At 61.4% G+C, this 26959-nt stretch carries 27 protein-coding genes; 14 read left to right on the forward strand and 13 right to left on the reverse strand.

The annotated features are described in order from the left end of the window. The 4 genes from ftsQ (at nucleotide 1) to lpxC (ending at nucleotide 4355) form a co-directional block, all read left to right on the forward strand. A complete protein-coding gene (ftsQ, locus tag SSARUM_RS03465) occupies nucleotides 1-852 on the forward strand; it encodes a cell division protein FtsQ (RefSeq protein ID WP_033637108.1) in 852 nt (283 codons plus the stop codon). Next, entirely contained in the window at nucleotides 849-2105 is a 1257-nt protein-coding gene (ftsA, locus tag SSARUM_RS03470) for a cell division protein FtsA (protein WP_004932758.1), read from the forward strand. The genes ftsQ and ftsA overlap by 4 nt, the downstream gene beginning before the upstream one ends. A gap of 74 nt (nucleotides 2106-2179) precedes the next feature. After that, nucleotides 2180-3334 (forward strand): cell division protein FtsZ, encoded by a 1155-nt coding sequence (gene ftsZ, locus SSARUM_RS03475; RefSeq protein WP_004932757.1) that lies wholly within the window; start codon nucleotides 2180-2182, stop codon nucleotides 3332-3334. A 103-nt stretch (nucleotides 3335-3437) separates the two neighbouring features. Continuing rightward, nucleotides 3438-4355: a UDP-3-O-acyl-N-acetylglucosamine deacetylase gene (gene lpxC / locus SSARUM_RS03480; RefSeq protein ID WP_025159644.1), complete on the forward strand. Its 918-nt coding sequence runs from the start codon at nucleotides 3438-3440 to the stop codon at nucleotides 4353-4355. Nucleotides 4356-4459: 104 nt separating this feature from the next. Here the strand turns inward: lpxC and SSARUM_RS03485 are convergent, their stop codons facing one another. Further along, nucleotides 4460-4975, reverse strand: coding sequence for a DUF721 domain-containing protein (locus tag SSARUM_RS03485; RefSeq protein ID WP_033637110.1), 516 nt, complete (start codon nucleotides 4973-4975; stop codon nucleotides 4460-4462). A gap of 26 nt (nucleotides 4976-5001) precedes the next feature. Here SSARUM_RS03485 and secM point away from each other — a divergent pair, with 26 nt between their 5' ends. The 3 genes from secM (at nucleotide 5002) to mutT (ending at nucleotide 8807) form a co-directional block, all read left to right on the forward strand. After that, nucleotides 5002-5532 (forward strand): secA translation cis-regulator SecM, encoded by a 531-nt coding sequence (secM, locus tag SSARUM_RS03490; protein WP_033649205.1) that lies wholly within the window; start codon nucleotides 5002-5004, stop codon nucleotides 5530-5532. Nucleotides 5533-5614: 82 nt separating this feature from the next. Beyond that, a complete protein-coding gene (secA, locus tag SSARUM_RS03495; protein WP_060430888.1) occupies nucleotides 5615-8323 on the forward strand; it encodes a preprotein translocase subunit SecA in 2709 nt (902 codons plus the stop codon). Between the two features lie 79 nt (nucleotides 8324-8402). Further along, nucleotides 8403-8807 carry an 8-oxo-dGTP diphosphatase MutT gene (mutT, locus tag SSARUM_RS03500; protein WP_033652916.1) on the forward strand — a complete coding sequence of 135 codons (405 nt, stop codon included), beginning with the start codon at nucleotides 8403-8405 and terminating at the stop codon, nucleotides 8805-8807. A gap of 39 nt (nucleotides 8808-8846) precedes the next feature. Here the strand turns inward: mutT and yacG are convergent, their stop codons facing one another. The 3 genes from yacG to coaE are packed head-to-tail and all read right to left on the reverse strand — an operon-like array spanning nucleotide 8847 to nucleotide 10462. Beyond that, nucleotides 8847-9038, reverse strand: a complete 192-nt coding sequence (gene yacG / locus SSARUM_RS03505) for a DNA gyrase inhibitor YacG (protein ID WP_004932737.1) — start codon at nucleotides 9036-9038, stop codon at nucleotides 8847-8849. A gap of 51 nt (nucleotides 9039-9089) precedes the next feature. Continuing rightward, nucleotides 9090-9842, reverse strand: a complete 753-nt coding sequence (gene zapD, locus SSARUM_RS03510) for a cell division protein ZapD (RefSeq protein WP_033652917.1) — start codon at nucleotides 9840-9842, stop codon at nucleotides 9090-9092. A gap of 5 nt (nucleotides 9843-9847) precedes the next feature. Further along, nucleotides 9848-10462, reverse strand: a complete 615-nt coding sequence (coaE, locus tag SSARUM_RS03515; RefSeq protein WP_033637119.1) for a dephospho-CoA kinase — start codon at nucleotides 10460-10462, stop codon at nucleotides 9848-9850. A gap of 362 nt (nucleotides 10463-10824) precedes the next feature. On the opposite strand from coaE, the gene SSARUM_RS03520 reads away from it, so the two are divergent. After that, on the forward strand, nucleotides 10825-11868 hold the full coding sequence (locus SSARUM_RS03520; RefSeq protein WP_015376656.1) for a GMP reductase: 1044 nt from the start codon (nucleotides 10825-10827) through the stop codon (nucleotides 11866-11868). 52 nt (nucleotides 11869-11920) lie between these two features. Here SSARUM_RS03520 and hofC read toward each other — a convergent pair whose 3' ends face one another. From hofC to nadC, 4 genes are all read right to left on the reverse strand, one after another. Continuing rightward, nucleotides 11921-13120, reverse strand: coding sequence for a protein transport protein HofC (gene hofC, locus SSARUM_RS03525; RefSeq protein WP_043148138.1), 1200 nt, complete (start codon nucleotides 13118-13120; stop codon nucleotides 11921-11923). Further along, the gene (gspE, locus tag SSARUM_RS03530; protein ID WP_060430890.1) at nucleotides 13117-14559 is read right to left on the reverse strand and encodes a type II secretion system protein GspE; all 1443 of its coding nucleotides are present in this window, start codon (nucleotides 14557-14559) and stop codon (nucleotides 13117-13119) included. The genes hofC and gspE overlap by 4 nt, the downstream gene beginning before the upstream one ends. Before the next feature lie 5 nt (nucleotides 14560-14564). After that, a complete protein-coding gene (gene ppdD / locus SSARUM_RS03535) occupies nucleotides 14565-15002 on the reverse strand; it encodes a prepilin peptidase-dependent pilin (protein ID WP_033649215.1) in 438 nt (145 codons plus the stop codon). Between the two features lie 189 nt (nucleotides 15003-15191). Continuing rightward, a complete protein-coding gene (gene nadC, locus SSARUM_RS03540; protein WP_019455086.1) occupies nucleotides 15192-16082 on the reverse strand; it encodes a carboxylating nicotinate-nucleotide diphosphorylase in 891 nt (296 codons plus the stop codon). 84 nt (nucleotides 16083-16166) lie between these two features. Here nadC and ampD point away from each other — a divergent pair, with 84 nt between their 5' ends. Both ampD and ampE read left to right on the forward strand, forming a co-directional pair. Next, nucleotides 16167-16763, forward strand: a complete 597-nt coding sequence (gene ampD, locus SSARUM_RS03545; protein ID WP_282494273.1) for a 1,6-anhydro-N-acetylmuramyl-L-alanine amidase AmpD — start codon at nucleotides 16167-16169, stop codon at nucleotides 16761-16763. Continuing rightward, nucleotides 16763-17617 carry a beta-lactamase regulator AmpE gene (ampE, locus tag SSARUM_RS03550; RefSeq protein ID WP_033631795.1) on the forward strand — a complete coding sequence of 285 codons (855 nt, stop codon included), beginning with the start codon at nucleotides 16763-16765 and terminating at the stop codon, nucleotides 17615-17617. The genes ampD and ampE overlap by 1 nt, the downstream gene beginning before the upstream one ends. A gap of 60 nt (nucleotides 17618-17677) precedes the next feature. On the opposite strand, the gene hemL is transcribed toward ampE, so the two are convergent. Next, the gene (hemL, locus tag SSARUM_RS03555; RefSeq protein WP_039568850.1) at nucleotides 17678-18967 is read right to left on the reverse strand and encodes a glutamate-1-semialdehyde 2,1-aminomutase; all 1290 of its coding nucleotides are present in this window, start codon (nucleotides 18965-18967) and stop codon (nucleotides 17678-17680) included. 174 nt (nucleotides 18968-19141) lie between these two features. Here hemL and clcA point away from each other — a divergent pair, with 174 nt between their 5' ends. Further along, nucleotides 19142-20581 carry a H(+)/Cl(-) exchange transporter ClcA gene (clcA, locus tag SSARUM_RS03560; protein WP_043148134.1) on the forward strand — a complete coding sequence of 480 codons (1440 nt, stop codon included), beginning with the start codon at nucleotides 19142-19144 and terminating at the stop codon, nucleotides 20579-20581. A gap of 89 nt (nucleotides 20582-20670) precedes the next feature. Then, nucleotides 20671-21015 (forward strand): iron-sulfur cluster insertion protein ErpA, encoded by a 345-nt coding sequence (gene erpA, locus SSARUM_RS03565; protein ID WP_033649222.1) that lies wholly within the window; start codon nucleotides 20671-20673, stop codon nucleotides 21013-21015. A 56-nt stretch (nucleotides 21016-21071) separates the two neighbouring features. On the opposite strand, the gene SSARUM_RS03570 is transcribed toward erpA, so the two are convergent. From SSARUM_RS03570 to mtnN, 4 genes are all read right to left on the reverse strand, one after another. Continuing rightward, nucleotides 21072-21302: a hypothetical protein gene (locus tag SSARUM_RS03570; RefSeq protein ID WP_050438977.1), complete on the reverse strand. Its 231-nt coding sequence runs from the start codon at nucleotides 21300-21302 to the stop codon at nucleotides 21072-21074. Between the two features lie 215 nt (nucleotides 21303-21517). Then, entirely contained in the window at nucleotides 21518-22132 is a 615-nt protein-coding gene (locus SSARUM_RS03575) for a TRIC cation channel family protein (RefSeq protein ID WP_033637131.1), read from the reverse strand. Beyond that, on the reverse strand, nucleotides 22132-22917 hold the full coding sequence (gene btuF, locus SSARUM_RS03580; RefSeq protein WP_033649279.1) for a vitamin B12 ABC transporter substrate-binding protein BtuF: 786 nt from the start codon (nucleotides 22915-22917) through the stop codon (nucleotides 22132-22134). Before btuF ends, SSARUM_RS03575 begins: the two co-directional genes overlap by 1 nt. A gap of 22 nt (nucleotides 22918-22939) precedes the next feature. Continuing rightward, nucleotides 22940-23641, reverse strand: a complete 702-nt coding sequence (gene mtnN / locus SSARUM_RS03585) for a 5'-methylthioadenosine/S-adenosylhomocysteine nucleosidase (RefSeq protein WP_033637132.1) — start codon at nucleotides 23639-23641, stop codon at nucleotides 22940-22942. Nucleotides 23642-23770: 129 nt separating this feature from the next. On the opposite strand from mtnN, the gene dgt reads away from it, so the two are divergent. Both dgt and degP read left to right on the forward strand, forming a co-directional pair. Next, nucleotides 23771-25288 (forward strand): dGTPase, encoded by a 1518-nt coding sequence (dgt, locus tag SSARUM_RS03590; protein ID WP_033649226.1) that lies wholly within the window; start codon nucleotides 23771-23773, stop codon nucleotides 25286-25288. A 180-nt stretch (nucleotides 25289-25468) separates the two neighbouring features. Beyond that, nucleotides 25469-26908 carry a serine endoprotease DegP gene (gene degP, locus SSARUM_RS03595; protein ID WP_033649228.1) on the forward strand — a complete coding sequence of 480 codons (1440 nt, stop codon included), beginning with the start codon at nucleotides 25469-25471 and terminating at the stop codon, nucleotides 26906-26908. The last annotated feature ends 51 nt before the right edge of the window (nucleotides 26909-26959 follow it).

Genomic DNA, 26959 nt, shown 5'->3' on the forward strand with positions numbered 1-26959 from the left:
ATGTCGCAAGCTGCCCTGAATGCGCGCGATCGCGAGGTGGATAACGGCCCGCGCCGCAGCAATGGAACCCAGTTGGCGGGAATGATTTTCCTGCTGATGGTGTTGGGAACGGTTGTGTGGAGCGGTTGGGCGGTGCTTGGCTGGATGAAAGACGCCAGTCGCCTGCCGCTCTCAAGGCTGGTGGTGACCGGCGAACGCCACTACACCACCAACGATGATATTCGTCAGGCGATCCTGGCGCTGGGCGCGCCCGGCACCTTTATGACGCAGGATGTGGACGTTATCCAGCAGCAGATCGAGCGTCTGCCGTGGATCAAGCAGGCCAGCGTGCGCAAACAATGGCCGGATGAGCTGAAGATCCATCTGGTGGAGTACGTCCCGGTGGCGCGCTGGAACGATTTGCACATGGTGGACGCCGAAGGTAAAGCGTTCAGCGTGCCGGCGGAGCGGGCGGGCAAGCAGAAGTTGCCGCTGCTCTACGGGCCGGAAGGGAGCGAGCAGGATGTGCTGGAAGGCTATCGGGCGATGAGCGCTTCGTTGGCGGCCAGCAAATATACGCTGAAAATGGCGGCGATGACCGCGCGCCATTCCTGGCAGCTGGCGCTGGACAACGATGTCCGGCTTGAGCTGGGGCGCGATGACCGCAATGGGCGTTTGCAGCGGTTTATCGAGCTTTACCCGGTATTGCAGCAGCAGGGCCAGGCGGAGAGCAAGCGTGTCAGCTATGTCGATCTGCGCTACGAGTCCGGCGCTTCGGTAGGGTGGGCTCCGGTGTTGGTCGATCCGCAGGCGCTTGGCGGTCAGCAAAACAGTAATCAGCAACAGAATCAGGCACAGGCAAAACAACAATGATCAAGTCGACGGACAGAAAACTGGTAGTTGGACTGGAGATCGGTACTGCAAAAGTCTCCGCGTTGGTAGGGGAAGTTCTGCCCGATGGCATGGTCAACATTATCGGGGTGGGCAGCTGCCCGTCTCGCGGTATGGATAAGGGTGGCGTAAACGACCTGGAGTCGGTGGTGAAGTGCGTACAGCGCGCCATCGATCAGGCCGAGCTGATGGCGGACTGCCAGATCTCCTCGGTGTATCTGGCGCTGTCGGGCAAACACATCAGCTGCCAGAACGAAATCGGCATGGTGCCGATTTCGGAAGAGGAAGTGACGCAGGACGACGTGGAGAACGTGGTGCACACCGCCAAATCGGTGCGCGTGCGCGACGAACACCGCATCCTGCACGTGATTCCTCAGGAATACGCCATCGATTATCAGGAAGGCATCAAAAACCCGGTTGGGCTGTCCGGCGTGCGCATGCAGGCCAAGGTGCATCTGATTACCTGCCATAACGATATGGCGAAGAACATCGTCAAGGCCGTGGAACGTTGCGGCCTGAAAGTTGACCAACTTATTTTCGCCGGTCTGGCCGCGAGCTACGCGGTGCTGACCGAAGATGAACGCGAACTCGGCGTTTGCGTGGTGGATATCGGCGGCGGCACCATGGATATGGCGGTGTACACCGGCGGTGCGCTGCGCCACACCAAAGTGATCCCTTATGCCGGGAACGTGGTCACCAGCGATATCGCCTACGCCTTCGGCACGCCGCCGACCGACGCGGAAGCGATTAAAGTTCGACACGGCTGTGCGCTTGGGTCGATTGTTAGCAAGGATGAGAATGTAGAGGTGCCTAGCGTCGGGGGACGTCCTCCGCGCAGTCTGCAAAGACAGACGCTGGCTGAAGTCATTGAGCCACGCTACACCGAACTGTTGAATCTGGTTAACGATGAAATTTTGCAATTGCAGGAGCAACTGCGTCAGCAAGGGGTGAAGCATCATCTGGCGGCAGGTATCGTGCTGACCGGTGGCGCCGCCCAGATTGATGGCCTGGCAGCCTGTGCGCAACGGGTGTTCCACACTCAGGTACGCATCGGCCAACCCTTGAACATCACGGGTCTGACGGATTATGCGCAGGAGCCTTACTACTCGACGGCGGTAGGTCTGCTGCACTATGGAAAAGAGTCTCACCTGAGCGGTGAGACGGAAGTAGAAAAACGCGCCTCGGTGGGCAATTGGTTTAAACGCATCAATAGCTGGCTGAGAAAAGAGTTTTAATGTTTCAACAAAGAGATCATGCTGAGTAATCTTTTTATGATCTCGCAGCGACAGGCACAAAACGGAGAGAAACTATGTTTGAACCAATGGAACTAACCAATGACGCGGTGATTAAAGTCATCGGCGTCGGCGGCGGCGGTGGCAACGCCGTTGAACACATGGTGCGCGAGCGCATCGAAGGTGTTGAATTCTTCGCTGTGAACACGGACGCCCAGGCGCTCCGCAAAACGGCGGTTGGCCAAACCATCCAGATCGGTAGCGGTATTACCAAAGGTCTGGGTGCGGGCGCGAACCCGGAAGTGGGTCGCAATTCAGCGGAAGAAGACCGCGAAGCCCTGCGCGCAGCGCTGGACGGCGCAGACATGGTCTTCATCGCGGCCGGCATGGGTGGCGGTACCGGTACCGGTGCGGCGCCAGTGGTGGCTGAAGTGGCTAAAGATTTGGGTATTCTGACCGTGGCCGTGGTGACCAAGCCTTTCAACTTCGAAGGCAAGAAGCGCATGGCATTCGCGGAGCAGGGTATCGCTGAGCTGTCCAAACACGTGGACTCGCTGATCACCATCCCGAACGACAAATTGCTGAAAGTTCTGGGGCGCGGCATCTCTCTGCTGGACGCGTTCGGCGCGGCCAACGACGTGCTGAAAGGCGCGGTGCAGGGTATCGCCGAGCTGATCACCCGTCCGGGCCTGATGAACGTCGACTTCGCCGACGTGCGCACCGTGATGTCCGAAATGGGCTACGCGATGATGGGTTCCGGCGTGGCTTGCGGTGAAGACCGTGCCGAAGAAGCTGCCGAAATGGCGATCTCCAGCCCACTGCTGGAAGACATCGACCTGTCCGGCGCGCGCGGCGTGCTGGTCAACATTACCGCTGGCTTCGACCTGCGTCTGGATGAGTTCGAAACCGTGGGTAACACCATCCGTGCGTTCGCTTCCGACAACGCGACCGTGGTTATCGGTACCTCGCTGGATCCGGAAATGAACGACGAACTGCGCGTTACCGTGGTTGCAACCGGTATCGGTATGGACAAGCGTCCTGAAATCACCCTGGTGACCAATAAACAGGCCAGCCAGCCGGTGATGGATCACCGTTATCAGCAGCACGGCATGTCGCCTCTGCCGCAGGAAGTGAAACCTGCCGCCAAGGTGGTCAACGACCAAGCTGCGCAGCCGAATAAAGAGCCCGACTATCTTGATATTCCAGCCTTCCTGCGTAAGCAGGCAGACTAAGAATATCCTGAGAATTTGGAATCTCCGCTCTTTGTGCTAAACTGTCCCGCCGGCCATGCTGTATGCTTGGCTGGTAGGATGGATAACATTGCGAGATAAAACGATGATCAAACAAAGGACATTAAAACGTATTGTTCAGGCGACTGGTGTCGGTTTGCATACCGGCAAGAAAGTCACGCTGACAATGCGCCCAGCGCCGGCTAATACCGGGGTCATCTATCGTCGCACTGACTTGAATCCACCGGTTGATTTTCCGGCTGATGCAAAATCCGTGCGTGATACCATGCTCTGTACTTGCCTGGTGAATGAGCATGACGTGCGTATTTCGACCGTTGAGCACCTCAACGCCGCGCTGGCTGGGTTGGGCATCGACAACATCGTTATCGAAGTCGACGCCGCTGAAATCCCAATCATGGACGGCAGCGCCAGTCCGTTCGTGTTCTTGCTGCTGGATGCCGGCATCGAAGAACTGAACTCGGCGAAGAAATTCCTGCGTCTGAAAGAGACCGTGCGTGTTGAAGATGGCGACAAATGGGCTGAGCTGTCCCCGCATAACGGGTTCCGCCTGGACTTCACCATCGACTTCAACCACCCGGCTATCGACGCCAGCTCTCAGCGCTATCGTCTTGATTTCTCGGCTGAGTCGTTCGTGCGTCAAATCAGCCGCGCGCGCACCTTCGGGTTTATGCGCGACATCGAATACCTGCAGTCCCGCGGCCTGGCCCTGGGCGGCAGCTTCGACTGTGCCATCGTGGTGGATGACTACCGCGTGCTGAACGAAGACGGCCTGCGTTTCGAAGACGAATTCGTACGTCACAAAATGCTGGACGCCATCGGCGACCTGTTCATGTGCGGCCACAACATCATTGGCGCGTTTACCGCGTACAAGTCTGGCCACGCGTTGAACAACAAACTGCTGCAGGCCGTGCTGGCCAAGCAGGAAGCGTGGGAATACGTGACCTTCCAGGACGAAGCCGAAATGCCGTTGGCATTCAAGGCACCGTCCACCGTATTGGCGTAAGGTCTGAATTCCTCGCCTGCTGCAAATAATGGCAGGCGCATCCTCTGAGAGCCTGAGCATTCAGGCTCGTGATGCGGTCTGATGTTTTGCAGTTGTGTCGCTGATTACTTATCACGACTGGTTGTGTTGGTACCCTCTCCGGCCAATGCAGCCAGCCGTTCCAATATCTTGCGCAGTTTTTCCGGGCTACGGCTCGCCAATCCTCTCAGTTCTTCCGCACTTTCCAGACTCAAATGCCGCATCGGCACCGGTTTTTCCGGCGCTTTCTCTGCGTTTTGCACCTGGTGGCTGCCTTTCGCCATCAAGGCCGGATTAATCCTGATGTCGATCGACGACAATGATGGTAGAATTTGCGCTCGTAGTGCAGACAGCAAAGCGGGTTGTTCGTAGCGCAAGCGCATCATCCAACTGGCATTTGCCGTTTCGAGCACTAAAATACCCTGTCGGAAATTCGCGACGCGGCACCAGGGATGCAGGGGAGCGGGCAACAGGCCCTTCACTGCACGGTTAAGCTTGAGCAGCGCCACCGCGCGTTGCTGGACGTTATGCAGCGGCCCTTTGCTGCCGGCAGACGCGTCGTCGAACAGGACATCTAATAATTGTGGACGGCTATCGCGCATAATGGGCTCCGGCGGATTATAAACTCGTGATCGGTATTCTAAATCGTTGGCGACAATTTGGCAGACGTTATTTCTGGCCCCATCTCCTGTTAGGGATGGTTGCGGCCACGCTTGGCGCGTCTTCCAGTTTGTCCGGCGCCCCCGATCAGGCCGCACTGCCGAATACGTCGTCCAGCCTTAACCGGCAAAATGCGGCCAATGGCACCTTCAACAGCCTGGCCCTGCTGCAGGACGCGCACCGCCGTCCTACCTTCAGCGTAGATTATTGGCAGCAACATGCGCTGCGCACCGTCATTCGTCACCTTTCTTTCGCGCTGGCGCCGCAGGCGGTTTATGCGCGGGTGCAGGAGAGCGAAGCCGAAGCGGAACCCCCTTTGCAGGTGGCGCAACTGGCGCTGCTGTCCACCCTCAACGCGCTGCTGACGCACGAGCCGAAGCCGCCGACCATCATTCGCCACACCCACCTTGAGGTGCTGCCAACGCTGGCACGGCACCAGACCGGCCTGTGGGTGGCGCAGGTACAGGGCATTCGCGCCGGGCCTGCCGCGCTCGTCTGACTCCGCCCTTCGGGCACAAAAACCATAAATAATAGCAAGTTGACTGCCGTATCAGGCCGTCATGACAGAGATATCAAACATCATGTTAGTGAAATTATTAACCAAAGTTTTTGGCAGCCGTAACGATCGTACCCTGCGCCGCATGCGCAAAGTGGTTGAGCAGATCAACCGCATGGAACCGGACATGGAAAAACTGTCCGATGATGAGCTGAAAGCGAAAACCAACGAATTCCGCGCGCGCCTGGAGAAGGGCGAATCGCTGGAAAGCCTGATCCCGGAAGCCTTCGCCGTAGTGCGTGAGGCGAGCAAACGCGTGTTCGGCATGCGTCATTTCGACGTGCAGCTGCTGGGTGGCATGGTGCTGAACGACCGCTGCATCGCCGAGATGCGCACCGGTGAAGGTAAAACCCTGACCGCCACGCTGCCGGCTTACCTGAACGCCCTGAGCGGCCGCGGGGTGCACGTCGTGACCGTCAACGACTATCTGGCGCAGCGTGACGCCGAAAACAACCGTCCGCTGTTCGAGTTCCTCGGCCTGAGCATCGGCATCAACCTGCCGGGCATGCCGGCGCCGGCCAAGCGCGAAGCTTACGCCGCCGACATCACCTACGGCACCAACAACGAATACGGCTTCGACTACCTGCGCGACAACATGGCGTTCAGCCCGGAAGAGCGCGTGCAGCGCAAACTGCACTATGCGCTGGTGGATGAGGTGGACTCCATCCTGATCGATGAAGCGCGTACGCCGCTGATCATCTCCGGCCCGGCCGAAGACAGCTCTGAGATGTACATCAAGGTCAACAAGCTGATCCCTAAACTGATCCGCCAGGAAAAAGAAGACTCCGACACCTTCAAGGGGGAAGGGCACTTCTCGGTGGATGAGAAGGCGCGCCAGGTCCACCTGACCGAACGCGGCCTGATCCTGATCGAAGAGATGCTGGTGGAAGCCGGCATCATGGATGAGGGCGAGTCGCTGTACTCGCCGACCAACATCATGTTGATGCACCACGTTACCGCCGCGCTGCGCGCCCACGTGCTTTTCACCCGCGACGTTGACTACATCGTGAAAGATGGCGAAGTGATCATCGTCGACGAACACACCGGCCGTACCATGCAGGGCCGCCGTTGGTCCGACGGCCTGCACCAGGCGGTGGAAGCCAAAGAAGGCGTGGAGATCCAGAACGAGAACCAGACGCTGGCTTCGATCACCTTCCAGAACTACTTCCGTCTGTACGAGAAGCTGGCGGGGATGACCGGTACCGCCGATACCGAAGCCTTCGAATTCAGCTCGATCTACAAGCTGGACACCATCGTGGTGCCAACCAACCGTCCGATGATCCGTAAGGATATGCCGGATCTGGTGTACATGACCGAGAAAGAGAAGATCGGCGCCATCATCGAAGACATCCGCGAGCGTACCGCCAAAGGCCAGCCGGTGCTGGTGGGCACCATCTCGATCGAGAAATCTGAAGTGGTTTCCCGCGAACTGACCAAAGCGGGCATCGACCACAAGGTGCTGAACGCCAAGTTCCACGCCATGGAAGCGGACATCGTCGCCCAGGCCGGCCAGAGCGGCGCGGTGACCATCGCCACCAACATGGCGGGCCGTGGTACCGATATCGTGCTGGGCGGCAGCTGGCAGGCCGAAGTGGCGCTGCTGGAAGCGCCGACCGAAGAGCAGATTGAAGCCATCAAAGCCGCCTGGAAAGAACGCCACGACGCGGTGCTGGCGGCGGGCGGCCTGCATATCATCGGCACCGAGCGCCATGAATCGCGCCGTATCGATAACCAGCTGCGCGGCCGTTCCGGTCGTCAGGGCGATGCCGGTTCATCCCGCTTCTACCTGTCGATGGAAGATGCCCTGATGCGTATCTTCGCCTCGGATCGCGTGTCCGGCATGATGCGTAAACTGGGTATGAAAGAAGGCGAAGCGATTGAGCACCCGTGGGTGACCAAGGCGATCGCCAACGCCCAGCGCAAGGTAGAGAGCCGCAACTTCGACATCCGTAAGCAGCTGCTGGAATACGACGACGTCGCCAACGATCAGCGCCGTGCCATCTACAGCCAGCGTAACGAATTGCTGGACGTGTCCGACGTGAGCGAAACCATCGCCAGCATCCGCGAGGACGTGTTCAAGAGCACCATCGACAACTACATCACGCCGCAGTCGCTGGAAGAAGAGTGGGACATTCAGGGGTTGGAAGAGCGCCTGAAGAACGACTTCGATCTGGAGATGCCGATCGCACAATGGCTGGACAAAGAGCCGGAGCTGCACGAAGAGACGCTGCGCGAACGCATTCTGGAGAACGCCAAAGAGCAGTACCAGCGTAAGGAAGACGTGGTCGGCAGCGAAATGATGCGCAACTTCGAGAAGGGCGTGATGCTGCAGACGCTGGACTCCCTGTGGAAAGAGCACCTGGCGGCGATGGACTACCTGCGTCAGGGTATCCACCTGCGCGGCTATGCGCAGAAGGATCCGAAGCAGGAGTACAAGCGTGAATCCTTCAACATGTTCGCCACCATGCTGGAATCGCTGAAATACGAAGTGATCAGCGTGCTGAGCAAGGTTCAGGTGCGGATGCCGGAAGAGGTGGAAGCGCTGGAACAGCAGCGCCGTGAAGAGGCCGAGCGCCTGGCACAGCACCAACAGTTGAGCCACCACGACGAGAACGCGCTGGTGACCGAAGATCCGAACGCGCCGGTGACCGCCGAGCGTAAAGTGGGCCGCAACGATCCATGCCCATGCGGCTCCGGCAAGAAATACAAGCAGTGCCACGGCCGCCTGCAGTAATGCCGGCCGCGGTTAACCGATAACACCAGGGGTTCAGCTTGCTGAGCCCCTGTTTTTTGACACCCATCAGGAGGGTGAGATGAAACATCTGAATATCGCCGTGGGCATCATCCGCAATGCGCAACGGGAGATCTTTATTACCCGCCGCGCCGCCGACGCGCACATGGCCGGGTTCTGGGAGTTTCCCGGCGGCAAGATCGAACAGGGTGAAACGCCGGAACAGGCGCTGAGCCGCGAGCTGCGGGAAGAGACCGGTATCGAAGCCGAACGCGCCGAGCTGCTGGAGGTAGTGGAGCATCGCTTCAGCGATCGCATCGTGACGCTGAATTTTTATCTGGTGGAGGCCTGGGCAGGCGAGCCGTTCGGCCGTGAAGGGCAACCGATGCGCTGGGTAAAACAGGCGGATCTGCGTGAAGACGAATTCCCGGAAGCCAACGTCGGCATCATCCGACTGCTGGTGGCGCAGGCGAACGCCGCGCAATGACAAGCGTGGCCTGGCGCCCGCCAGGCCAACCGTGGGCGATCAGCGATCGTCCATTTCACTCCAGTCTTCGCTTTCCGACAGATCGCTGTTGCTCGGAATGCGCTTCTCTTCATCGGCCCACTCGCCGAGATCGATCAGCTGGCAGCGCTTGCTGCAAAACGGCCGGAACGGGCTGACTTCACCCCAAACCACGCCGGTGCCACAGGTTGGGCATTTTACTACGGTCGTCATAACGGTTCCTTACGCCTTCTGTCAGTGCTGAGAAGGCTTTCTTTCACAAGTTCAACAACAGGCCAGTTCGAACGTCAGGCGTTCAGGCACCACGCCATTTTCGCTGTCCAGCGGCAGGAAACGAATGGCATAACGCGTCTTGTGGCCGGAAATCTGCGGATAAAGCTGTGGCGCCAGATGGAGGCGCAGGCGCAGCAGATCCGCCCCTTCGGCGTTGTCCTGGAAAAAGCCGTTCAGGCTGATTTGATTGCGGAACGGTCCGGACTGGCGGATCAGATCCAGCACCATGGTCAGCGCCTGGTTCAGCGGATCCAGCGACTGCAGCCAGGTGGCGACGTCGGCGTCGCGATCCTGCTGCGGCGCGTGCATCCACATGTGTAGGGTCGGCAGATCGAAGCTGCAGCAGCCGCCGGGAATGTTCAGCCGCTGGCGCACCAGGCCGATCAGCCGGTCTTCGCGCAGCGCCTGGCCGAGGCGCGGCGCCGCCATCAGCGCCGATGAGCGCGACTTCAACTGGCCGCGCAACTGGTCGATCAGCGCCATATCCACGCCCGGTACATCGGCCCAGGCCAACAGTTTCTGCTGCTGGCGCTCCAGCTCTTTGAGCAGTTCGGTGCGCACTTCGCCGCGCTCCAGCACGTCCAGCAAGTCGGAGACGGTGCGAAAGAAGGTGAGGGCGATGGCGGTTTCACTCAGGGCGCGTTGGCCGTGCAGCTGTTGCAGCAGGAATTCGATGCGCAGCCAGGTGCGCATTTTTTCGTTCAGCGGGTGTTCAAAGAGAACGGTTGGGGAAACATCACTCATGCAGTTTAATCCTGTTGGGGCGCTGTTGCCGCCAGTTCAAGGTAGCGACGATGCAGTGCGGCGACCTGTGGCTCTATCCCCTGAGCGGCGCCGCTGTTGTCAATAATGTCATCCGCCACGGCGAGGCGCTGCCGGCGCGTGGCCTGGGCGGCGAGAATGCTTTGCGCCTGCTCACGGCTGACGCCGTCGCGCGCGATGGTGCGAGCCAGCTGGGTTTCGGCGTCGACGTCGATCACCAGCACCCGATCGGCGCGATCCTGCAGGCCGTTTTCCACCAGCAACGGCACCACCCACAGCGCGTACGGGCTGGCGGCCTGCGCCAGTTGGCGCTGGGTTTCACGGTGTATCAGCGGATGCAACAGCTGGTTCAGCCAGGTTTTGTCATCGGGATGGCTGAAGATGCGCTGACGCAGCGCAGCACGGTTCAACGCGCCGTCCGGCAGCAACATTTCATTACCAAATCGTTCGGCGATCGCGGCCAAGGCAGGGGTGCCCGGCTCGACGACCTGACGGGCGATCACGTCGGCATCGACAAGGGTTGCGCCGTGGCGCGCAAAGGCGTTCGCGACGGTCGTCTTGCCGCTGCCTATGCCCCCGGTCAACGCAACAATGTAGGCCATGGTGTTAGGTGCATCCGATGTTCATAAAAAAATAATAGTCGAATCATAAAGCGATCGCGCAGAAGTGCAAGTCGGCAGGCGGCGCTTGCGCGTCGGCACCGTTCGGGCGGCGAGAAAAAGCGCAGCGGCACGGCAAAAATGAGCGGGCAATCACACTGCGATTATGCAGGTAAATTTGTCGGATTGTAGCGTAAATAAAGGCGAATTCGCAGTCTTGTTCGGCGATTATTAGCGCGTATTATAACGTCACTGGAACTGGCATTAATCTCGCCGCCGTCTTTTTGCGCCACTGGAAAGCCGTCGGGCAGAGATTCGAACATCCTCCTTGCGATCCGTCGCCATTAACCAGGAAATCATAAGTCATGCGTATTGAAGAAGATTTGAAGTTGGGCTTTAAAGACGTGTTGATCCGCCCTAAGCGCTCCACGCTGAAAAGCCGTTCCGAGGTTGAACTGGAACGTCAGTTTACCTTCAAGCATTCAGGTTGCAGCTGGTCCGGCGTGCCGATTATCGCCGCCAACATGGACACGGTGGGCACCTTCCGCATGGCAGAGGCCCTGGCTTCTTTCGACGTTCTCACCGCCGTACACAAACATTACAGCGTCGAGCAATGGGCTGACTTCGTGCAGCGCATGCCGGAATCGGTGCTGCGCCACGTGATGGTGTCCACCGGCACCTCCGAAGCCGACTTCGCCAAAATGCAGCAGATCCTGGCTCTGTCTCCGGCGCTGAAATTCATCTGCATCGACGTGGCCAACGGCTACTCTGAACACTTCGTCGCCTTCCTGCAGAAAGCGCGCGAAGCCTGCCCGAATCACGTGATCTGCGCCGGCAACGTAGTGACCGGCGAGATGGTGGAAGAGCTGATCCTCTCCGGCGCCGACATCGTTAAGGTTGGCATCGGCCCGGGCTCAGTCTGTACTACCCGCGTGAAGACCGGCGTGGGCTACCCGCAGCTGTCGGCGGTGATTGAATGCGCCGATGCTGCCCACGGGCTGGGCGGCCAAATCGTCAGCGACGGCGGCTGCTCGGTGCCGGGCGACGTCGCTAAAGCCTTCGGCGGCGGCGCTGACTTCGTGATGCTGGGCGGCATGCTGGCCGGCCACGACGAGTGTGAAGGCACCGTGGTGGAAGAGAACGGCGAAAAGTTCATGCTGTTCTACGGCATGAGCTCCGAGTCGGCGATGAAGCGCCACGTCGGCGGCGTGGCGGAGTATCGCGCGGCCGAAGGCAAAACCGTCAAGCTGCCGCTGCGCGGCGAGGTGGAGTTTACCGTGCGCGATATCCTCGGCGGCCTGCGCTCTGCTTGCACCTACGTTGGCGCCGAGCGCCTGAAAGAGCTGACCAAGCGCACCACCTTTATCCGCGTGGCGGAGCAGGAAAACCGCGTCTTCGGCAGCAAATAAGCCGCACCTTGCATTCGGGCGTCGCGTACCGCGGCGCCCGCTATCCTCTTTTTTATCCCAGCACGCTGCCCAGTTGAAAGATAGGCAGGTACATGGCGATCACCAAAGCGCCGACAATCCCGCCCACCACCAGCATCAGCAGCGGCTCCAGCGTTTGCGCCAGCGTATCGGCCAGCTCGTGCGTCTGCCGTTCATACCACTGCGCCAATTTATCCAGCAAGACGTCCAGCGAGCCCGATTCTTCGCCCACCCGCACCAGCTGCCGGCACAGCGGCGGAAACAGCGGTTGCAGGGCGAGGGCGTGATGAAACGCCTCGCCTTCGGCGAGCTGCCGCTGCACCTGCTCCAGCGCCTGTCGGTACAGCAGATGGTCGGCCGCCAGCGCCGCCGCGTTCAACCCTTCCACCAGCGTCAGCCCCGCGCGTTGGGTCATGGTCAGAATACGAAAGGTTTGGCTCAGCGCGCCGCCGCTCACCAGCCGGGCGATCAGCGGCAGGCGCAGCAAGGCGGCCTGCTCACGTCGGCGCCACGGCGGGCGCGGATGCAGCCAGCGGCAATAGCCGAACAGCAATGCGCCGAGCAGCAGCGCCAAATAGGGGCCAACGGCGATCAGCAGCGCGGACAACCCCAATAACCCTTGGGTAAACCAGGGCAGCGGCGCATCGAACGACTGATAAACCTTGGCGAATTCCGGCAGCACCATCACCAGCATCAGCACGCTGACCAGCAGCGCCACCGCACAGATGAAGAGGGGATAGCGCAGCGCTTTGGTCACTTTGCGGCGCAGCAGCAGCTGGGCTTCCTGCTGTTGCGCCAGCTGCAGGCAGCAGCGATCGAGATTGCCGGTTAGCTCGCCGATGGCGATCAGTTGGCGATAGATAAGTGGAAAAACGCCTGGCTGCGCGGCAAGGGTTTCGGAGAGCGGCTGCCCTTCGCGCACCTGTTCTGCCAACTGGCGCAACAGGCAACGCCAGGCCGCCGAAGGGTGCTCTGCCGCCAGAAGCTGCAGCGTATTGACCAGCGGCAACCCGGCCTGCAGCAGGGTGGCGAGTTGGCGGGTGAAGTGGATCAAAGGTTCTCCGCGCCACTGGCCGGGCGTGACGCGTTTGCCGTGCCCGATCCGCCAGGGTTGCATACCTTGCTCAATCAGTAACCGGCTCACCTGCCGTTTTTCATCGCTCATCAGTTCGCCGCGGCGCAGGGCGCCCTGGGCGTCGAAAGCCTGCCAAAGAAACAGCCGGCGCGCTTTCATGGCGCGGTTACGCCGAGCTGGACGACGTCGATCACGCGGTACAGCTCTTCCAGCGAGGTCGCGCCTTCGCTGGCCAGCGCCAGGCCCGCCTGCAGCAGCGAAAGCTGCCCCTGCTCGCGGGCGACATCCGCCAGCCGGCTGGGCGCGGCGTTCGCCAGCAACGCCGCCTGTATTTCCGGCGTAATGGCCAACAGCTCATACACGCCGATGCGCCCATAGTAGCCGCCGAAGCAATGCTCGCAGCCGTCGGCGCGCCAGGCGGTCAGCGGCTCCGGCCAGACCGAGGCAGGAAAATGCGTCGGCTGGCTGTGCGGGTAGCGGCAGTGGCGACACAGCCTGCGCACCAGCCGCTGTGCGATGACCAGCTTCAGGCAGCCGGCGAGCAGGTAGCCGGGGATACCCATGTGCATCAGGCGCGTCAGGGTTTCGCCGGTGGAGTTGGTATGCAGCGTCGACAGCACCAGGTGGCCGGTTTGCGCGGCCTTGACCGCGATCTCGGCGGTTTCCGCATCGCGGATCTCGCCGATCATGATGACATCCGGATCCTGGCGCAGCAGGGCGCGCAGCACCCGGGCGAAGCTCAGCTCGGTTTTGGCGTTGATCTGGGTTTGATTGACGCCGAACAGCGGTATCTCGACAGGATCTTCGACGCTGCACAGGTTGCTTTGCGCATCGTTCAACTGGCGCAGGCCGCTGTACAGCGTTACCGTCTTGCCGCTGCCGGTCGGGCCGGTCACCAGGATCAAACCTTGCGGGCAGGCCAGCGCCGCCGCGTAGCGCGCCAGATCCGCTCGGCTCATGCCCAGTTGATCCAGCGGCAGCTCCTGCTGTTCGCCCTGCTGAACGCGCAGCACCACCTTTTCGCCGTGCAGCGTCGGCAGAGTGGCGATACGCATGGCATAGCGCGCGCCGTCCAGCGTCAGGCTGAGCTGCCCGTCCTGAGGCTGACGGCGCTCGGTGATATCCAGCTGGCCGAGGATCTTCAGCCGGGCGATGAGGCGTGCGGTCAGCTGGGGTGACGGCGAGGCGAGGGTTTGCAGCACGCCGTCGATGCGCAGGCGAATGCGAAAATGCTGCCGAAAGGGCTCGAAGTGGACGTCCGAGGCGCGACGCTGAATGGCCAGGCGCAGCGTCTGGTTGATGAACTGCACCACCGGCGCGTCGCCGTCGTCGGGGTAGGCGATGTCGGCGCTGTCTTCTTCGGCCGCCAGCGGCGCCGGTAGCGGTTCCTGGCGTTGGTTCAGCGCCTGCTCCAGCCTGGCCGCCGGCCATTGCTCCAGATGGATGCGCTTGCCGGTGGCGAAACGCAGCGCCGCCAGCAGCCCTTGCGGCGCCTCTTCGTTGAGGGCGATCGTCAGGGTGGTCGGATCTTCGTTCAGCGCCAGCGCCTGATAGCGCCGGCACAGGGCGTGAACTTCTTCGCTGATTTGCGCGTTCATCGCCGTTACTCCGCCGCGTTGTCGAAGCGGAAGACTTCCTGGCACACTTCAACCAGCGTTGCGTTTTCGCTGCTGCACAGCCGGCTCCAGCGGGTCAGCCCATCGGCGTTCGCTTTGGGGGTTAATGCCACCGCCAGCCCCTGCAGCGTTTGGGTGCCGGTCAGCGTGATCACGCCTTTGACGACTTTCACCCCGCTGACGTAACGCGACGTGCCGCCGGTGGGAATGCCTTTGCTGCCGGCTTCACAGCCGGTGGGGGCGCCTTCGTCCAGGACACACAGCTCGACCGCCAGTTTGTACGGCGACATGGTTTGCAGCATGTCGGTCATCGCCGCTTTCTGGATGTAGCGCTGGTAGGCGGGAATGCCGATGGCGCTGAGGATGGCGATGATGGCGATCACCACCATCAGTTCTATCAGGGTAAAGCCGCGTTGCGTTTCCATGCGTTGTCTCCTCCATAAGGGTGTGGAAGGCAACGGTAGCGGTTTGCGCGGGGGCACGGCGAGGGGCTTTTGCGCGTTTCTCGGCGCGCTTCCATCAGTAATGACGTTGTTTGCAGCGGTGAATAAAAGGGTGCGAGGGGCTTCGCAATTTTACGGTAACGCCCCCGGCAGCGGCCGGGGGCGAGGGGATCATTTGAAGCGCATCGACAGATCGAGCGCGGTCACATGCTTGGTCAGCGCGCCGACCGAAATGTAATCCACGCCGGTCTCGGCGAAGGTGCGCAGCGTCTCACTGGTGACGTTGCCGGATACTTCCAGCTGGGCGCGGCCCTGGGTTTGGGCGACCGCCTGGCGCATCATCTCGACGCTGAAGTTGTCCAGCATGATGATGTCGGCGCCGGCGTCCAGCGCCTGCTGCAGTTCATCGAGCGATTCGACTTCCACTTCCACCGGCACGTCGGCGTGCAGCCAGAAGGCTTTTTCCACCGCGTTCTTGATAGAGCCGGAGGCGATGATGTGGTTTTCCTTGATCAGGAAGGCGTCGGACAGCCCCAGCCGGTGGTTGCTGCCGCCCCCGCACAGCACGGCGTATTTCAGCGCGGTGCGCAGGCCGGGCAGGGTCTTGCGGGTATCGAGCAGGCGAGTCCGGGTGCCTTCCAGCAGGGCCACGTAGCGGCTGACCTCGGTCGCCACGCCGGAGAGCGTCTGCACGAAGTTCAGCGCGGTGCGCTCGCCGGTCAGCATCACCCGCGCCGGGCCGCGCAGCCGGCAGAGCGGTTGGTTCGGCGTCAGACGGTCGCCGTCCGCCACCAGCCACTCCACCTGCACCTGATTGCCCAACTGAATAAAGACCTCATTCAGCCAGCGGCGGCCACAGAATACGCCGGCTTCGCGGGTGATGACGGTGGCTTCGGCCTGCTTGTCCGCCGGTAACAATTGCGCGGTAATATCGCGCCCGGCGTCGACTTCACCCCCCAGGTCTTCGCGCAGCGCCTGGGCGACGGCATAGGGAATATCACTTTCAATTCGTTCAAGAAGCTCGGTGCGGCGACTGTCGGCACTGTAGCGGCGTGTCGGCATGGAAAACTCCGAAATGGACGGTTAGATCGTAGGGGAACATGCTACTCTGTTGCAGGAATAAGTACCACCGCAGAGAGGTGTCTGATGCAGTTGGAAAATGGCTGGATTATCGGGGTGACGCGAGTGGTCTCGCCGCACTGCGATCGGCGCCCGGATGACGAGCCGCCGTCGCTGCTGGTCATCCACAACATCAGCCTGCCGCCCGGCGAGTTCGGCGGCCCCTATATCGACCAGTTGTTTACCGGCACGCTCGATCCCGCACAGCATCCCTATTTTGCCGAGATCCATCAGCTGCGGGTGTCGGCGCACTGCCTGATCCGCCGCGACTGGGAGATCGTGCAGTACGTGCCCTTCGACCAGCGCGCCTGGCACGCGGGCGTTTCCCTGTATCAGGGGCGCGACCGGTGCAACGATTTCTCCATCGGCATCGAGCTGGAAGGCACCGATCAGTTACCCTACACCGAGGCGCAATACCGCGCGCTGCAGGCGGTCACCGCGCTGCTGGCCGAACATTATCCGCCGCTGGTGGCCAATATCGCCGGGCATTGCGATATCGCCCCCGGCCGCAAGACCGATCCCGGGCCGGCGTTCGATTGGGATCGCTATCTGGCATCTCTGGAACAACGCGGCGCGCCCGCCGACGCTATGCTTGAGACAAGAAAAAGGGAGAGGAATCGCTAATGACGCTGTTTACGCTGTTGCTGGTTTTGGCCTGGGAGCGCCTGTTTAAGCTGGGAGAACACTGGCAGCTGGATCACCGTCTCGAAGTGGTGTTTCAGCGGCTGCATCGGGTTTCGCTGGCGCAGACGCTGGCGATGACCGCCGCCTGGATGGTGATCGTCTGGGGCGTTCTGTGGCTGTCGCACGGGTTGTTCTTCGGCGTGGTGACGCTGCTGCTGTGGATCGTCATCGATCTGCTGTGCGTCGGCGCCGGCATCAAGCGCAAACACTACCGCGCCTACCTGAAAGCGGCGCGGCAGGGCGATACCCACGCCAGCGATCAGATGGCGGAAGAGCTGGCGTTGATCCACGGTTTGCCGGTGGACTGCAGCGAAGAGCTGCGCCTGCGCGAGCTGCAAAACGCGCTGCTGTGGATCAACTTCCGTTATTATCTAGCGCCGCTGTTCTGGTTCGTGGTCTTTGGGCCTTACGGGCCGATCGCGCTGGCGGGATATGCCTTCCTGCGCGCCTATCAAACCTGGCTGGCGCGCCACAATACGCCGCTGGAGCGTTCGCAATCGGGCATCGATCACCTGCTGAACTGGCTGGACTGGATCCCGGTGCGCTTGGCCGGGGTGGCCTATGCGCTGTTCGGCCACGGCGAGCGGGCGCTGCCGGCCTGGTTCGCCTCGCTGGGGGATCGGCATTCATCGTCGTATCAGGTGCTGACGCGGCTGGCGCAGTTCTCGCTGGCGCGCGATCCGCATATGGATCCGGTGCAAACGCCGCGGGCGGCGGTGACGCTGGCGCGCAAGGTGACAATGATCATCGTGGTGGTGGTGGCGCTGTTGACCATTTACGGCACGCTGCTTTAAGCGGCAGCGAAAAGCAAAACGGGCGCCGAGGCGCCCGTTTTTTTGGCCATTCGGCCGGGATTACAGCTTGGCAAAGCAGCGACGCGCGGCGTCGATGGTGCGCTGAATGTCTTCCTTGCTGTGCGCCACGGACATGAAGCCCGCTTCGAAGGCGGACGGCGCCAGATACACCCCTTCTTCCAGCATCAGATGGAAGAAGAGCTTGAAGCGTTCCACGTCGCACTGCATCACGTCCTGGTAGCAGGTGACCGCCGGCGCGTCGGTGAAGAACAGGCCGAACATGCCGCCGACGTTGTTGACCACCAGCGGGATATTCTCTTCCTGCGCCGCGTGCAGCAGGCCAGCGGCCAGCATCTCGGTCAGTTCGGTCAGCGTCTGGTGCACGCCCACCTGCGACACTTCGGTCAGGCAGGCATAGCCCGCCGCCATGGCGATCGGGTTGCCGGACAGGGTGCCCGCCTGGTAGACCGGGCCGGTCGGCGCCAGCGCGTCCATCACGTCGCGGCGGCCGCCGAAGGCGCCCACCGGCATGCCGCCGCCGATAATTTTGCCGAGGCAGGTCAGATCCGGCTCGACGCCGTAATAGGACTGTGCGCCGGCCAGCGCCACGCGGAAGCCGGTCATCACTTCATCGATGATTAAGAGCGCGCCGTACTTGTCGCACAGCGCGCGCAGGCCCGGCAGGAATTCCGGCAGCGGCGGCACGCAGTTCATGTTGCCGGCGACCGGCTCGACGATGATACAGGCGATCTCGGACGGGTACTGCTCGAAGGCGGCCCGCACCGAATCCAGGTCGTTATAGGTGCAGGTCAGGGTGTGCTTGGCGAAATCTGCCGGCACGCCCGGTGAGTTCGGCTGGCCGAGGGTCAGCGCACCGGAACCGGCTTTCACCAGCAGGCAGTCGGCGTGGCCGTGGTAGCAGCCTTCGAACTTGATGATTTTGTCGCGGTTGGTGTAGCCGCGCGCCAGGCGGATGGCGCTCATGGTGGCTTCGGTGCCCGAGTTCACCATGCGCACCATATCCATCGTCGGCACCAGCTCGGTGACCAGCTGCGCCATTTTGACTTCCATCTCGGTCGGCGCGCCGAAGCTCAGGCCGCGCTGCGCCGCTTCGATCACCGCGTCGCGGATCGCCGGGTGGTTGTGCCCCAGCACCATCGGCCCCCAGGAACCGACATAGTCGATATAGGCCTTGCCGTCGGCATCGAACAGATAAGCCCCGTCTGCCCGCTCGATAAACAGCGGCACACCGCCCACGCCGGTGAATGCACGCACCGGAGAGTTCACCCCGCCGGGGATCAACTGTTGCGCCTGGGCGTACAGACTTTCGGACTTGCTGTGTAGGCTCATAAATCGGCTCCTGGATTCTCTTTTGAATGATTTGACCGCGCTATTCTAGAGGAGAGCGCCGCGTTATGAAACGATCACAGTCAGATACCATTAACGGCAGCGCCCGCCGCCGGGTTGGGGTAGAATAACCGCCTTGCCTATTTGTATTACAAATTACCTAACGAATTACTCGCGATGACGGAATCACAATCACAGCCAGTCGGGACGTTGAGCCCGCGTCTTAGCCGCAGCGATGCGGTGCGTCAGTTTATTCGCCGCGATAAAACGCCGGTGGCGATCCTGGTGATGGCCGCGCTGGTGGGGACGCTGGCCGGTTTGCTCGGCGTGGCCTTCGATAAGGCGGTGGAGTGGGTGCAGCAGCAGCGGCTGGCTTCGCTGGCGCAGGTCGCCGACTCCTGGATCCTGGTGTGGCCGCTGGCGTTTATCCTGTCTGCCGCGCTGGCGGCGCTGGGCTATTACCTGGTGCGGCGCTTTGCCCCTGAGGCGGGCGGCTCGGGCATTCCGGAGATCGAAGGCGCGCTGGAGGAGCTGCGGCCGGTGCGCTGGTGGCGCGTGATCCCGGTGAAATTCATCGGCGGCATGGGCACGCTGGGGGCGGGCATGGTGCTGGGGCGCGAAGGGCCCACGGTGCAAATGGGTGGCAACGTCGGGCGCATGGTATTGGACGTGCTGCGCATTCGCGGCGCCGAGGCGCGTCATACGCTGCTGGCGACCGGAGCCGCCGCGGGGCTGTCTGCCGCCTTCAATGCGCCGCTGGCCGGCATCTTGTTCATCATCGAAGAGATGCGGCCGCAGTTCCGCTACAACCTGATCTCGATTAAAGCGGTGTTTATCGGCGTGATCATGTCGAGCGTGGTGTTCCAGCTGTTTAACGGCCAGGGCTCGGTGATCGCGGTCGATAAACTTTCTTCGGCGCCCATTAATACCCTGTGGCTCTATCTGGTGCTGGGGGCGATATTCGGCGCGGTGGGCGTGGGATTCAACGCGCTGATCTTCCGCACTCAGGATATGTTTGCGCGCCTGCACGGCGGCAGAATGCGCAATGTCTTGCTGATGGGCGGGCTGCTCGGCGGCGTGTGCGGCATTCTGGGGCTGATCCAGCCGGAGGCGGCGGGCGGCGGCTTTGGGCTGATCCCGATCGCCGCGGCGGGCAATTACAGCGTCGGCATGTTGATGTTCATCTTTATTACCCGCATCTTCACTACGCTGCTGTGCTTCGGCTCCGGCGCGCCGGGCGGCATCTTCGCGCCTATGCTGGCGCTGGGCACGCTGTTCGGCACCGCCTTCGGGCTGGCGGGGGCGCATCTGTTCCCGCAGTACGGCATCGAGGCGGGCACCTTCGCCATCGCCGGCATGGGGGCGCTGTTCGCCGCCACGGTGCGCGCCCCGCTGACCGGCATCGTGCTGGTGCTGGAAATGACCGACAACTACCAACTCATTTTACCGATGATCATCACCTGCCTCGGCGCCACGGTGGTGGCGCAGCTGCTCGGCGGCAAGCCGCTGTATTCGTCGATCCTGGCCCGCACGCTGCAAAGGCAGGAGGCGCAGCTGGTGCGGGAAGCGGCGGAGAAAACAGGTAAGGAAAATACAACAAATGCGGTGAATACTTGAACGCAACACTCAGGTATCGGATAATCGTTAATATTAATCAGGCAGCCATAGTAGCGATCTGATGCTGAACAATGTTGGGAGTAAAGAGTATGAGTGATCAAACGGCACTGCCCCTGCAATTTACCGAGGCAGCAGCAAGCAAGGTTAAGTTCCTGATTGCTGACGAAGAAAATCCGAACCTTAAGCTGCGGGTTTACATTACCGGCGGCGGCTGCAGCGGATTCCAGTACGGCTTCACTTTTGACGACAAGGTCAACGATGGCGATATGACCATCGAGAAGCAGGGCGTGGCGCTGGTGGTCGATCCGATGAGCCTGCAGTATCTGGTCGGCGGTTCGGTGGACTACACCGAAGGGCTGGAAGGGTCGCGCTTCGTGGTGACCAACCCGAATGCCAAAACCACCTGCGGTTGCGGTTCGTCGTTCAGCATTTGAGTTTGCCTGTCAGAATGTCAACCCGCTCGCCTTACGGCCGGCGGGTTTTTTTATGCCTACCATTCCACGAGGATCACTTCCGCCCCGTTCTCCAGCGCCGGTTGGCGGGTAATGTTCGGCTGCGCCGCCGCATGGCTGCATTCGGCCCGTGGGGCGGCGGCCTCGAGGCGCACGGCGCATTGCGGTTCAATGGTCAGAGTAACGCCGATCCGGCCGTTGACGGCATCGGCATGCGCGGCGCCACTCAGCAGGGCGCCACAGCAGGCAAGCAGGATTTTTTTCATCATTGCGGGAATAGCCATCCGTAAGCAATCTTGTGATGACTTATCGGCAAAAAGTTAAAAAGGTTTAACAGCGCGGGGAGGGGATTAACCTGCGGATAACAGAATTTTACATCGTCACTACGCTATTTATTGGGTGAAAATAATACCACCAAGCCCGTTTTTAGTCTAATGAATCACTAAATGCGGCGTTGCCAAGCGCCGCCCCACAGGGCGACGGCTCAGCGTTCGAGAATAAAGGCGGGCAATTTGAGGTGCCAGCGGATGGCCGCCAACCGAATGGCCAGGGTGATGATCATGCCCAGCATCATGGCCTGTTGCAGCGGCATGCTGAAGGTGTAAAACGCCGTGGCGTGCACGATGCCGCCGATGATGCAGGCGGTGGCGTAAATCTCGGTGCGCAGGATCATCGGGATCTCGCGCGCCAGCACGTCGCGGATAATGCCGCCGCCGACGCCGGTGATCACCCCCATGCAGATTGCCACCAGCGGGCCGGTGCCGGCTGCGAAGGCCTTGTTGACGCCGATGCCGACGAACACCGCCAGTCCGACGGCGTCCAGCACCGGCAGCACCCACTGCGGCAGACGGCGCGGCTGGCGCACCAGCAGCAGCGTCAAGACGCAGGTGATCATCGCCACCACCAGATCGGTGGGATCCTTGACCCAGAACACCGGGCCGTTGGCCAGCGCCATGTCGCGGATGGTGCCGCCGCCGACCGCGGTGACCACGCCCAATACCAGCACGCCGAACGGATCCATGCGCAACTTGCCGGCCAGCAGTACGCCGGAGATGGCGAACACCGCCGTACCGAGAATATCCAACCAGAACACCAGCATCAGCGGATCTCCGCCAGCTGGCGGCACAGCTGCTGCGCCGCCAACAGGATGCGCGGCCCGCCGCGGTTGAACCAGTCTTCGTTCAGCGCGATCACCGGCACCTGCAGCTGCGGCGCCCAGAAGGCTTTCACATTGGCGGCTTCTTTCGCGCCGCCGGTGATGACGATGGCCTGCGGCCGACGCGCCAGCACCTGCTCGCGGCTGATTTGCGGCCAAGGGGTGCGGCTGTCGGCGAAGACGTTCTGCCCGCCGCACAGCGCCAGCACCTGGCTTTGCAATGTGGCGCCGGCGCTGGTGAACAGCGGCTGGGTGCCGAACTGCAGCAGCACGCGCCGTGGCGAGTTAGCGGCGTACTGTTGTTTGAGAGCGGCGAACTGGCGGCGAAGGCCTTCCGCTGCCTGATGCGCCTGCTCCGGGTGCGGGCTGTATTGCGCCAGCTTATCCAGCAAGCCGGCGATCCCTTCGAGATTGTCGGCGTCCGCATAGAAAATTGGGATGCCGAACGCGGCGAGCTGATCCAGCACGCGCTGCGGATTGCCGCCGCGCCAGGCGAGGATCAGGTCCGGCTTGAGCGCCAGCACCCGCTCCAGATTGATGCCCTGCCAGGTGGCCACCTGCTCCAGCCTGGCGGCCTGCGGCGGATAATCGGAATAGGCGCTCGCCGCCACCAGCACATCGCCCATGCCGGCGGCATAGGCGAGTTCGGTGGCGTTGGGCGCCAGGCTGATCACCCGCTGGGCGCCGCCGGCCGGCATGGCCAGCCAGAGCGCCAACAGACAGAGCATCGAGGTAAAGCGCAGCCTCACATCAACCGCGCTTGGCCAGGGTTTGCAGCATGGCGTTGACCATCAGCGTGGACTGTTTGGCCGCTACCACCAGGAACTCGTCAAAGCTCATGTGCGACTCGCTGTCGGCGACGTCGGAAATGGCGCGCACCACCACGAACGGCGTGCCGAACAGATGGCAGACGTGGGCGATCGCCGCGGCTTCCATTTCCACGGCGGCGACGCGCGGGAAGGTGGCGCGAATGCGCGCCAGCGGCTCGGCGCCGTTGATGAAGGCGTCACCGCTGCAGATCAGGCCGCGCACCGCGTGCAGATCCAGCTGTTTGATGCAGCCTTCCGCCAGCGCGATCAGCGCGTCGTCGGCGACGAACGCCGCCGGGCAGCCGGCCATCTGGCCCGGCTCGTAGCCGAAGGCGGTGACGTCGGCGTCGTGGTAGCGCACTTCTTCCGACACCACGATATCGCCCACGCGCAGGGTGCTGGCCAGGCCGCCGGCGGAACCGGTGTTGATCACCAGATCCGGGCTGCAGTGTTCCAGCAGCAGGGTGGTGCCCATGGCCGCAGAAACTTTGCCGATGCCGGATTTCAGCAGGGCCACCTCAACGCCGCCGATCTGGCCGGTGTAGATTTCGCAGCCCGCGCGCTGGATGGTTTGACGGTTTTCGATTTGATCGCGCAGCAGGGTGACTTCCTGCTCCATTGCGCCGATGATGCCTACTTTCATAAATAACACTCGCTGATTGGCCGTGAGAATTGCGGCATAGTCTATCATGGCTGTGTGAGAGAGATAATGCGTTGCATCCGCCGCCGGGAATTGTTATCACGGGGGCAGGGCGCAACGGCGGAGAAACAGATGTCCGGGATCGACTTCAAGCAAAAAATCAGCTTCCAACGGCCTTTCAGCAAACCGATCGAGGCCGAGGAAGAGTACGACATCGTGCGGCAGTTCGAGAGCGATCGCGGGCGCATCGTCAACTCGGCCGCCATTCGCCGTCTGCAGCAAAAAACCCAGGTGTTTCCGCTGGAGCGCAACGCGGCGGTGCGCAGCCGCCTGACGCACTCGATGGAGGTGCAGCAGGTCGGGCGCCACATCGCCAAAGAGATCCTCAACCGCTTCAAACAGGCGGGGAGAATTGATGAGCTCGGCCTCACCCGGCTGCTCGATCCGTTTGAAAGCATCGTGGAAATGGCCTGCCTGATGCACGACATCGGCAACCCGCCGTTCGGTCACTTCGGCGAGTCGGCGATCAACGACTGGTTCGCCCAACGGCTCGATCCCGCCAGCTGCGGCAGCGAGCCGGGCAGCCACGATCGCTGCCAGGTGGCGACGCTGCGCCTGCATGAAGGGGAGAGCGATCTGAACCGGCTGCGCAGCCGGATCCGTCAGGATCTCAGCCACTTCGAGGGCAACGCCCAGGCGATCCGCATGGTGTACAGCCTGCTGAAGCTCAACCTGACCTACGCGCAGGTCGGCTGCATTTTGAAATACACCCGCCCGGCCTACTGGGCGAGCGACATCCCCGCCAGCCACAGCTATCTGATGAAAAAGCCCGGCTACTATCTGGCGGAAGAGGCCTTCGTCGATCGGCTGCGGCGCGAGCTGCACATGGGCGAGTTCGATCGTTTCCCGCTGACCTATATCATGGAGGCCGCCGACGATATCTCGTACTGCGTGGCCGATCTGGAAGACGCGGTGGAGAAGAGCATTTTCACCGTCGAGCAGCTGTATCAGCACCTGATTCAGGAGTGGGGCGAGGTGGCGCCGGGCGATCTGTTCGACAAGACCGTCGCCAGCGCGTTTCGCAAGATCGATCGCGGCGGCGCGCGGCGCAGCGCGGAAGATCAGTTCTTCATGTATCTGCGGGTGTTTACCGTGGCGCGGCTGGTGCCGCATGCGGCGCAGCGCTTTATCGACAATCTGGACGCGGTCTATCAGGGCAGTTTCAATCAGGCGCTGCTGGAGGATTCCAGCCCGGCGTACCGGCTGCTGAAAATATTTAAAAATGTGGCGTTCAAGCACGTGTTCAACCACCCGGAGGTCGAGCAGCTCGAGCTGCAAGGCTACCGGGTGATCAGCGGCCTGCTGGACATTTACAGCCCGCTGCTGGCGATGTCGCTGGCGGACTTCAGCCAGCTGGTGCGCGAGGACAGCCACCGCGCTTACCCGATCGAAACGCGCCTGTTCCATAAGCTGTCCACCAAGCATCGGCTGGCGTATGCGGAGGCGGTAGAGGGGCTGCAGCATTTATCGCCGGAGCAGCAAGCCATTCGGGAATATTATTTCCGCGCCCGTTTATTGCAGGACTATATCAGCGGAATGACCGACCTTTACGCCTATGATGAATATCGTCGATTGATGGCGGCGGAATAATTCAACTGAAGAATAATTGTCAGCAATTCCAACCGGTTGGCTGTCTCGACTTTTGTAAAGACGGACAATATTTGTTTACTATTGCCAATCATCTGTGCCGGAACTTCGGGCTATTAATTAACTCTGAATAAGCACGCAAGACGGCCATTCTTTTTGAACGACTTTATAAGAGACACACAGATGAAAAAAACCGCATTAGTTCTGAGCGCATTGGCATTCAGTATCGGTATGGCGATGGGCCCGGTCACGGCCAGCGCCGCTGAAACCGCCTCTTCCAACACCCAACAGCTGCCGAGCCTGGCGCCGATGCTGGAAAAGGTGATGCCTTCCGTGGTGAGCATTAACGTTGAGGGCAGCACCACGGTCAATACGCCGCGCATGCCGCAGCAGTTCCAACAGTTCTTCGGCGAAGATTCGCCGTTCTGCCAGGATGGTTCGCCATTCCAGGGCTCGCCGATGTGTCAGGGCGGCGAACAGCCAGGGCCGGATGGCCAGCCGCAGGGCACGCAGCAGAAATTCCAGGCGCTGGGCGCCGGGGTGGTCATCGATGCCGCCAAGGGCTATGTGGTGACCAATAACCACGTGGTGGACAACGCCAACAAGATCCAGGTGCAGCTGAGTGACGGCCGCCGTTTCGACGCCAAGGTGATCGGCAAGGATCCGCGTTCCGATATCGCGTTGATCCAGCTGAAAGACTTCAAGAATCTGACGGCGATCAAGATGGCGGATTCCGATCAGCTGCGCGTCGGCGATTACACCGTGGCGATCGGCAACCCGTACGGGCTGGGTGAAACCGCCACTTCGGGCATCGTATCCGCCCTGGGGCGCAGCGGCCTGAACATCGAAAACTATGAAAACTTCATCCAGACCGATGCGGCGATCAACCGCGGTAACTCCGGCGGCGCGCTGGTTAACCTGAACGGCGAGCTGATCGGCATCAACACCGCGATCCTGGCGCCGGACGGCGGCAACATCGGTATCGGCTTCGCCATTCCGAGCAACATGGTGAAAAACCTGACGGCGCAAATGGTCGAATATGGCCAGGTGAAACGCGGCGAGCTGGGCATCATGGGCACCGAGCTGAACTCTGAGCTGGCCAAGGCGATGAAGGTCGACGCGCAGCGCGGGGCCTTCGTCAGCCAGGTGATGCCGAAGTCTTCCGCCGCGAAGGCGGGCATCAAGGCCGGCGACGTGATCGTCACCATGAACGGCAAGGCCATCTCCAGCTTCGCCTCGTTCCGGGCGGAGATCGGCACGCTGCCGGTCGGCAGCAAGATGTCGCTGGGCATTATTCGCGACGGCAAACCGGTGACGATTGACGTCACGCTGGAGCAAAGCGCGCAGACTCAGGTGGCCTCGGGCAATATCTACACCGGCATCGAAGGCGCCGAGCTGAGCAACACCCAGGTCGGCAATGTGAAGGGCGTCAAGGTGGACAGCGTGAAAGCCGGCAGCGCCGCGGCGCGTATCGGCCTGAAAAAGGGCGATGTGATCCTGGGGGTGAACCAGCAGCCGATCCAGAACCTGGGCGAGCTGCGTAAAATCCTCGACAGCAAGCCGTCGGTGCTGGCGTTGAATATCCAGCGCGGCGAGAGCCAGCTGTACCTGCTGGCGCAGTGATAGGCGTCTGGCGTTAAAAAGAAAGGCACGCTGCGGCGTGCCTTTTTGCGT

The sequence above is a fragment of the Serratia sarumanii genome (assembly GCF_029962605.1).
GTDB classification, from domain to species: domain Bacteria; phylum Pseudomonadota; class Gammaproteobacteria; order Enterobacterales; family Enterobacteriaceae; genus Serratia; species Serratia sarumanii.